Origin of the sequence: Frankia sp. ACN1ag, assembly GCF_001414035.1 — a bacterium.
Lineage (GTDB): Bacteria > Actinomycetota > Actinomycetes > Frankiales > Frankiaceae > Frankia > Frankia torreyi.
Genome location: NZ_LJPA01000003.1, coordinates 313979 through 322763 on the forward strand (window position 1 = coordinate 313979; position 8785 = coordinate 322763).

6 protein-coding genes and 3 pseudogenes are annotated in these 8785 nt (G+C 59.0%); all 9 read left to right on the forward strand.

Annotated features, from left to right (window positions below; genetic code table 11):
* The first annotated feature begins 151 nt into the window (after positions 1-151).
* Positions 152-940, forward strand: coding sequence for a family 16 glycosylhydrolase (locus UK82_RS30940; RefSeq protein ID WP_083507043.1), 789 nt, complete (start codon positions 152-154; stop codon positions 938-940).
* A 143-nt stretch (positions 941-1083) separates the two neighbouring features.
* Complete coding sequence (locus UK82_RS30945) at positions 1084-2994, forward strand: glycosyltransferase family 39 protein (RefSeq protein WP_161849087.1); 1911 nt, start codon at positions 1084-1086, stop codon at positions 2992-2994.
* Positions 2995-3173: 179 nt separating this feature from the next.
* Positions 3174-4460, forward strand: coding sequence for a lipopolysaccharide biosynthesis protein (locus tag UK82_RS32385; RefSeq protein ID WP_152989794.1), 1287 nt, complete (start codon positions 3174-3176; stop codon positions 4458-4460).
* Positions 4457-4734, forward strand: a pseudogene (locus UK82_RS42280) (hypothetical protein); the annotation flags it as partial. The gene UK82_RS32385 and the pseudogene UK82_RS42280, both read left to right, overlap by 4 nt.
* A gap of 1 nt (position 4735) precedes the next feature.
* Positions 4736-5491 (forward strand): annotated as a pseudogene (locus UK82_RS35500) (glycosyltransferase); the annotation flags it as partial.
* Between the two features lies 1 nt (position 5492).
* Positions 5493-5701: pseudogene (locus tag UK82_RS42285) on the forward strand (hypothetical protein); the annotation flags it as partial.
* 226 nt (positions 5702-5927) lie between these two features.
* Entirely contained in the window at positions 5928-7115 is a 1188-nt protein-coding gene (locus UK82_RS42290; RefSeq protein ID WP_396230443.1) for a glycosyltransferase family 4 protein, read from the forward strand.
* 68 nt (positions 7116-7183) lie between these two features.
* Positions 7184-8284, forward strand: a complete 1101-nt coding sequence (locus UK82_RS30960; protein WP_083507053.1) for a glycosyltransferase family 2 protein — start codon at positions 7184-7186, stop codon at positions 8282-8284.
* A gap of 116 nt (positions 8285-8400) precedes the next feature.
* Positions 8401-8785, forward strand: a 385-nt coding sequence (locus UK82_RS03975) for a DUF6444 domain-containing protein (protein ID WP_236705480.1), incomplete at its 3' end; no start/stop codon positions are given.

Here is an 8785-nt window from a genome sequence, read left to right on the forward strand (position 1 = left end):
ACGTCGCTCGGAAAGGAGAGCGCACCGAGAAGGGATAACAGCACTTCTGACCGTCCTCCTCCTATGCGCATGTACTGCCCCCTCGAAACCTGCCGAGGATCGAGGAGCGTCCAATCCGTCTGAGACTGGAAGTCCGCGACGGCTTGGACAGATGAAGGGCAGCTCGGCAAGTCTTCTCTTCGACGACGACTTTATCGGGGAGACGTTCGATCCACGAAGGTGGAAGGCAAGTATCACAGGTTTGGATCGAGCACGAACCAATGGGGAGGCTCAGGCCTATCTTGCGGAACCCCAAACGATCGCAGTCAAGGACGGACATCTCAGCATTACATCTCGTTACCACGCTGCTCCCGTGGTTCGCGCCGGCGACTCCTACCGAATATCATCTGGATTTCTCTCAACGGAAGATCGTTTCTCCTTTCAATACGGACTGCTAGAAGTCCGTGCACGATTGCCCGCCGGCTTGGGATTCTGGCCGGCCATCTGGCTGGAAGGGGTTGAGTCTGACGGGTTGAAGTGGCCCGACGTTGGAGAGCTCGATTTGATGGAAAATATCGGTGATCCGACTTGGATAAGTGCTGCCGTGCACGGCCCTGGCCTCGGAAAGAGGACGCCATTTATCAAGCGTCACTACTTTTCAGCCGCCGACGACGTAACGGCGTGGCATACATACGGGACATCGGTACAACAGAATGGTATTACGTTCTCCGTAGACGGAAAATCCTACTTGCACGTCTCTCGGCAAGATTTGGAGGCCAGGGATGCGTGGGTTTTTTCGCGACCCAAGTACATTATCCTTAACCTTGCCTTAGGGGGAAGCTATCCCGCCAGCGTGAATCACTACAGCGAACCTTTCTATGGAGTGTCTCCGCACACGCTCTCGGAGATTAAAGCGGGTGAGGGTGTATTCGAAGTTGATTGGGTGCGAGTCAGTGAATAGCCAAGCCTTCACGGGATGGCCCTGGTCAGGGCGTACTCATGCTCGAAGGTGAGCTGAATATTAGCCAAGAACTAGAATTCCCGGACTCAGAGCGCCAAGGGGAAGTTGCGACGTCGAAGCCGAGGGACGACGATTCTCCAACTGTGGCTCTGTCGGTGCGGCGGAGACACGAGTCGCGGAGTCGAAGCTCGAAAGCCGCGATCGTTGCCGCCATGGTTGCTGCCCTGATTGGAATCCTGGCACTTTTCTTGGCATACCATCAGACCCCGGAGCGCCAACCAGCGAAACAATTCGGCCTCTACTGGGCTGGAATGATTCTCGCTTTCTCCGCTTTTTTTATTTATGGCTGGCGTCGGAACTCTGGGCCGCGCGCCATTCTTCTGGCCGTGGCAGGCTTGGCGTTGGTGACCTATCTGCCGAGGACCCTTCGTGAATGGCGAGCGCCAGCGCTGTATGACGAGGTGCTACACACTGGCCAAGCGGGGCACATTGCTGACTCTCATGCCCTATTTGTGAATAACAGCGTCGTGCCCATCATGAAGTTCTACCCGGGGCTCGACGCCACTCTGGCTGCTGTCTCCGAGATCACCAAGATCCCTATCTGGCCAGTCGGCCTGGTTGGCATTGCGATTGCCCACGTATCGCTCCTCCTCGGCGTCTATACCCTGGCTTTCCGCCTCATGGGGAGCCGCAGGGATGCGATCTTGGCCGCAGCAGTGTATGCAGTATCGCCAGGCTTCACTTTCTTCACGACTCAGGTTTCGTACGAAAGTCTAGCGCTCCCGGCTGCACTCTGGTCGATCATCCTGACGATTCAACTGACGGTATTGCCTTCACGACTCTGGCTGGCTACTGCGTGTCTGCTTTCCGCCCTGGTCGCAGTCACCCACCATATTACCAGCATTATTCTCACTGCTTTCCTATGTAGCTTTATACTGGCTCGTTCATGGTCCTCTGAATTCTCTATCAGGAACCCGAAGCTTTGGTCTTCTCCCGCGCTACAGAGCGCCATCTTCGGTGTCGGCATCAACATCTACTGGCTCACCCGCCATCGGGCAATCCTGAATCACTATCTTCGCCCATCAAGCAACTTTGTTTCTGACAGTATTGGCCAGATCTTCGCACCCGGCCGGAGTAAGGGCGGGCGTCAACTCTATGAGGGCAGCACACTGCCTGGCTACGAGCGCCTGGCGGGCGAGCTGGTACCACTCTTGGTCGTCGCTCTCGTCGCCGTGGGAGTAGTCCGCCTCGTTAGAAAAAGACGAACTTCCCGCGCGCTGATTATTATCTCAGTAATCTCAGGCTGCATCTACCTATTCTCGCTCACGCTACTCTTCAGCGCGGCTGGCGCGACTTGGGCTCATCGCCTTTGGCCGTTCCTATACACGGCTCTCTCACTTCCGCTCGCCTATGGGCTACAGACTCTGATCCACGTAGCAGAAGGACTTCGAGCGCCTCGTCGAGCACTCGGAAGCAGCGTCGGCATGGCCATCCTGGTCGTTCTTCTGATAGGCAATACTGCCAACGAGGTAAACCCTGCAGTCCGCTTTCCGGGGCACCAGGCCTTTGGTAGCGGCGCGGATCTGACTGCGTCGGCCAGCGTGGACGCGGCTAAGTGGATGTCGCTACATGCGTCTCCTGGGACGGGATTTCTGGCAGATCCCGATCTAGCTGTCCTCGTGACCGCCAGATCCAGAGCGATGTACGTGGACGACTTTCCGACGTGGCAGTTGACAGCGTCCCCATACAGAATAGCAGACTCGGCACTGAGGAGGCTCGAGGCAGAAAAGATTGACTATCTACTCGTCGACCTCCGGATGTACCAGACATCTCCCCTGCGGGGATATATATACAGTCCATACGAACCCCAAGAAATACTTCGAAGTGGCCGGGTGCCCGGCGTCTACCTATACAATCTCGAGAGCTCGCCATGGGCGGTGAGCGTATACGCCAACGACCAGGTACGAATATTTCAGCTGCTGCCTCAAAAAGCACTGAGTTCCGAGGCGCGGGCGAATGGGTCTAGCGTCGGCGGCCAAGGCACAACTCAGTGATGTATTCACCGGGTAACGACGGTCCGATCACCCAGCCTCTGAAGCCGCGCGGGAAAGCACAGCTGGATACCTCCGGAAGCGTCCCCGGAGTCTCACGGAACCTTGCTGCAATCTGGGCCCGAGTGCGACGGCTAGCGACTGATCCGGTGGTCCTTTCATCTCTTACTATTGTGCTGACTTTGATCACGACCAGTCTACTCGGCTTCATCTTCTGGACTGTTTCATCGCACGTTTGGGAAGCCTCAGCCTTGGGCTCTGCAAACGCTCTGCTCTCGCTGGGTGGAGCGGCGTCACTTCTTGCTTCCCAAGGCCTTGTGCCAACGCTTCTGCAGCAGATTCCAAGTAGTAGGCGTGAGGAAATACCAGCTCTATTCTGGTTGTCCATCGGGCTCGCGTTGATCTTCTCTGTAGTGACATCCATGATTTTCGTAGTCTGCGTGATTCATGTGTCGGATGCATTCAGCAATCTCGGCTCACCGTTCGTGCTTCTCGCGTTTCTTGGATTCGCGAGCTCGCAGAGCTGCGGAATGATAGTGGATGCGTGTGCGATTGGCCTCGGACAGCGGAATGTAATGATGGCACGCAACGCCATTCAGTCGTCTGCAAAGCTCGCTGTGATCATCCTCTTGGCGGTAGCTGACGTGCAGACGAATGCGACCTACGCAATACTCGGGGCGACTTCGGTCAGTGGATTCTCCTCAATCGGTGTGGCCGCCTGGATGCTGTCCATTGGCAAGCCAGGGAGACTGGATCTAGAACACGTCCGAGGGATCATCCGATCAATCGGAGGTGCCTTCGGATGGAATCATGTCGCAGGCGTTGCCGCAGCAGCCCCACAGTACCTTCTGGCCATCGTCATCACCATCCGGAGTGGTCCTGCCATGTCTGCTTATTTCAGTATCGCATGGCTGGTGGGCTCGCTTGCCTTCATGCTGTCTCCGGCGATCGCACAAGCGGTCTTGGCAGAAGGCTTCCGAGAGCGTGACGCGGTCGCGAAGCGCCTAAGGCTCGCCACGCGGCTTAGTTTTGCCGCAATTCCGCTTCCGGTACTTGTTCTTGTCATCGGCGGTGGCCAGATACTACATTGGTTCGGTCCGGATTATGCCGGACACGCCCGTCTATGCCTTGCTGTTCTCGCGCTGTGTGCGTTGCCTGACACATTGGCTAATGTTCTTGTCAGCGCACTCCGGCTATATGGACTCCTTCCTCAGGCCGCATTGGTGAATGTTCTTATCTTAGCCTTGTCTGTGATTTTGGGATGGTTTCTCGCTCCCTCTCTAGGTATTGGCGCGGTTGCGGCCGGATGGGGCTCGGCACAGCTTATAGGTGCGATCTGCGGTGGATGCCTATTGGTCCTGGGAAGGCAGGTGTCGGCTGGACGTCATAGGAGGAACAGTTATATGAAAGGTTACGGCCCGCTCCCGGCTGGCGTAAATTCCAAGAGATACAGTGGGTCGTCCCGGTGAAGAAATCTCTACGAATCCTGCAGGTCGCCGATCTCTATCCGCCGCTGATCGGAGGGACTGAGCGACATGTCGCCATCCTCGCTCGGGAGTTCGCTTCCCGCGGCCATCACTCGGCGGTGGCGACGATGCGATTGGGCGGTATCTCGGACCGGACAGTTGGGGCATTCGGCGAGGTCGTATACCGGATAGGTGAGGGCTGGTCGACCCGCCTTCCAGGCGTACAGGAGGAGGGCCGTCCGCACCATCCCTCCTTTCCCGATCCTGGCGTTTCACGNGCACTGCGGACGATTGTCGAGCGTGAGCGACCGGACATCCTTTACGGTCACAACTGGATGATCTTCAGCTATCTTGCGTCCCGTCGAGCTGGCGACCCTCCCGCATCGCTCATTCTTCACGACTATGGGCTAACCTGTCCTGCCCGTAGCCATAACCGAGCAAGCGGTGTGCCGTGTTCACATGGCAGTAGCAGGGAGATGCTTGGTTGCGGAAGTGAGCACTATGGTCAGGCCAAGGGGACTGCGGTGGCGGCCGGGCTACTCGCCTCGAGGCGGGCACTCGTCTCTCGTCTCCAAGGGATCGCGGCGGTGTCCGAATCTATTGCTGCGCCAACCAGGTCACTCCTTGGATGCCGGGAGATCCGCGTCCTACCGACGTTTGTCGATCGAGATCTGCTCAATATCGGAATGGCGTGCCCGCGGCCAAGTTTTCTTCCGGAGAAGGATTTCATTCTATTTGTCGGTGCCATGACACAAATGAAAGGAATCTCGACTCTTCTCGCGGCGTATGAAAGGCTGCCAAGAGACGGGCGGCCAGCACTGGTCCTGCTCGGTACGCGCCGCTCGGACACGCCAAAGGTATGGCCAGAGGGCGTCTATGCGTTCGAGAATGTGCTCCATGCTGATGTGCTGGCCTCGTGGCGTGAATGCCTGTTCGGTGTTGTCCCGTCAGTTTGGCCGGAGCCATTCGGACAGGTCGCGGTGGAGGCTATGACCTTTGGTAAAGCTGTGGTGGCATCTAACATTGGGGGACTGNCCGAAACGCTCGAAGATAGACGTAGTGGCCTGCTGGTCAACCCGGGTGACGTGTCCGCGCTTTCTGAGGCATTGTTTCTGCTGATTGAGAACGAGTCATTCCGCGACCGGCTGGGTCGAAGCGCTGAACTTCGCGCGGAGAAGTTCACCATCGACAGCGTGGTCGAACAGGTCGAAGACTTCCTCTTTGAAGGCTATGTCGGAAAATGAATCGTCGAGGAAGGCGTCGCCAGCTCTCTGGAGCGAGAGGCGGATCTGCCGTACGGTACGGAGCGCGGCGGCGGTCTGGGGCAGGCTTGGGCGGGAGTAGGCCCCTCTGAGCATGCCATATCCGCAGCGTCAACTTCTCGAGCAGTATCAAATCAACATGCGTGAGTGAAGGATGTGGTGGGGTTCAAATGGCCGGCCATCGAGGCAATACGGATACGGAGAGTCGATGAGTGGCCGTGGAGCGCGTCCTATCAAGATCCTTCAAGTCGCTGCACGGTATCTGCCCGATCTTGGGGGCACAGAGGTACATGTGCACGAGGTGTCACGGCGTCTCGGCCAGAGAGATGACTTTAGTCTTACTGTTCTAGCGACGGATCGGACTGGGCGGCGGTCCCGTCACGAGGCCGCTGATGGTTTCACGGTGTTGCGCCGTAGGGCGTGGCCGGAGAACTCGGATGTGTACTTCGCGCCAGGTGTTGCTAGTGTGATCCGCAATGGGGGGTGGGACCTGGTTCACTTCCAGGGAATACACACTGCTGTCCCTGCGGTAGGAATGCTCGCGGCCTATGCGTCCGGGCTGCCTTATGTTGTAACCTTCCACACCGGCGGCCACTCCTCCGCCGTAAGGACATCGATCCGGTCCAGTCAGTGGAAAGCCTTGACGCCCCTCCTCAGGGGAGCTCGTCGTCTGGTCGCCGTGAGTAACTTTGAGGCCGATCTTTTCCAGAGCCTGACAAAGATCGAAGCGGAGAGATTTACGGTTATTTCAAACGGTGGCGGTCTGCCATCGGTTTCAAGATGTGTCGTGCCGACGCCCGGCAGGATTATCTCTAGTGGACGGCTCGAGCGCTATAAGGGCCATCACAGGGTTATCGAGGCGCTAGCCCTCGCGCGACGTCGCATGCCGGACGCGCACCTTCGTATTCTAGGTGCGGGGCCATGGGAGAGAGAACTGCGTGATCTGGCCGCCGAGCTGGGGGTCGCTGAGGCGGTTACGATTGTCTCAATTCCACCAGACCAGCGTGAGGCTATGGCAGCGGAGCTTACATCAGCAATGGTCGTCGCGGCCATGTCGGACTATGAGGCACATCCCGTAGGTGTCATGGAAGCATTAGCACTGGGTGTCCCGGTTGTTGGCGTTAATAAAGCAGGTATCGGGGACCTGGTTGCTGACGGCCTCGTTGTCGGGCTGCCGCCTCAGGCACGCCCTGAGGAGGTTGCTAACGCGATTCTCGCAGCCATGGATAGCCGCGGTAAAGGGGCAAGCGTCGCCCTTCCTACTTGGGATACTTGTGCCGAGGCGCTTGCTGAGCTGTATGGCGCTGTGGTGGGAGAGGGACCTACGGGCCGAGGAGCAGAAGCGTCGCGTGGAACGATATGGCCGCCTCGAGTTCTATCGCGTCGAGCTCGGTGACGTGGATATGGCGATCTCAGGACTTTTTCGGCCGATCTGGCTGTTTGGTCGAGATGGCTTTCGTACCGATGGCGGAATCGAGCGGCGCTGGCCGCCTGAGGGCTGGGCTTCCTGCGCGGCTGCTGACAAGGGGTTCAACCGTGAGAGCTGGTGTTCGAGTGGCGTCTGGTAGCAACGCAGGTTCGTTTGAGGACCTTGGCGATACGGTTGGTGCTGAGCTCGAAGGCGAGGCGCGCCCGCTCCGGGTCTCAGTGGTGATTTGTGCGTATACAGAGAGACGCTGGAGTGACATTACTGTCGCGGTCGGGAGCGTGTTCGCACAGACGCTTCCGGCTTTCGAGACGATCCTTGTGATCGATCACAACGACTCTCTGCTCGATCATGCGAGGGGCGAGTTCAGCGGTATCCGGGTTATCCCGAATCGAGGGGCCCGAGGTCTCTCTGGGGCGCGCAACACAGGCGCTGACGCGGCGACTGGTGACATCGTCGCGTTCCTCGATGACGACGCCCGGGCTCGAGAGGACTGGCTTGAGCACCTGGTTAGCCCGTACTCGCGTTCTGAGGTCCAGGGCGTCGGGGGAGCAGTAGTTCCCCGTTGGTCCTCTCATCGTCCTCTTTGGTTTCCGGCCGAGTTCGACTGGGTGGTGGGATGCAGTTACACAGGGCTCCCTCTTTCGCTCGCGGAGATCCGAAACCCCATCGGTGCCGCCATGTCCGTTCGTCGCGACGTTTTCGGCCGGGTGGGTGGCTTCACGGATGGGCTTGGAAGAATCGGCTCTGTGCCGCTGGGGTGTGAGGAGACCGAATTCTATATTCGGCTGCGATCGTCGATAGTAGGTGCAGTCGTGCTGTACAACCCGGAGGCGGTGGTTGAGCATCGTGTCACGGAGGAACGAGCGTCTCTCCGATATTTTTTCCGCCGCTGCTACTCGGAGGGCCTTTCGAAGGCCGCAGTCGCGCAGCGAGTTGGGCAGGAATCGGCGTTGCAGGCAGAGCGGAGTTACGTGCGGCGGACTCTTCCGCGTGCCTTCTGGCGTGGTCTGCAAGGATCTGCAACCTGGTCGCAGTCGGCGGCGGTCGCCAGCGGACTCGTAGTGACATCTGCAGGCTATCTCAGCGGCTGGTTCGCTGTATATCGCGGGACGAAGAGGTCCCGTGGTGAATCGTAACTGGTCAGGTCTTGTAGATCGTTTGTTTTGGTCTTACGGCGGGCTGGGGCTGTTCGATGGCTCGCCGGCCCGGGAGTGTTGACGCGGTGTGGTTGATCGGCCCGNAGAGTTCGGGTGTGTCCGGTGATCCGCCCGCGCCGTCGGTGCCGTCGTATGACGAGCTCGCGGCGCTGGTGGTGGAGCAGGCGGCGCTGATCGCGCAGTTGCGGGCTGAGTTGGAACAGGCCCGGGCGCGGATCGCCGAGTTGGAGGCCCAGGTCGCCAGGACCTCGCGGAACTCGTCGAAGCCACCGAGTTCGGACGGGCTGGCCAAGCCGCCTCCGAAGTCGCTGCGGACGAAGACGGGCCGGCGCCCTGGTGGGCAGAACGGCCATCCCGGATCGACGCTGCGTATGGTCGCCGATCCTGATGTGCGCCTGGCGCACGAGCCGGGGTCGTGCGCGGGGTGCGGGACGCCGCTGGCGGGCCGGCCCGGTGGGGCGTGTCATGACGACTGTGTAA

What these genes read in the sequence shown, in the direction of transcription:
- UK82_RS30940 (WP_083507043.1), top strand. Translation starts at nt 152, where the DNA reads ATGAAGGGCAGCTCGGCAAGTCTTCTCTTCGACGACGACTTTATCGGG.
- UK82_RS42290 (WP_396230443.1), top strand. Translation starts at nt 5,928, where the DNA reads ATGAGTGGCCGTGGAGCGCGTCCTATCAAGATCCTTCAAGTCGCTGCA.
- UK82_RS30960 (WP_083507053.1), top strand. Translation starts at nt 7,184, where the DNA reads ATGGCGGAATCGAGCGGCGCTGGCCGCCTGAGGGCTGGGCTTCCTGCG.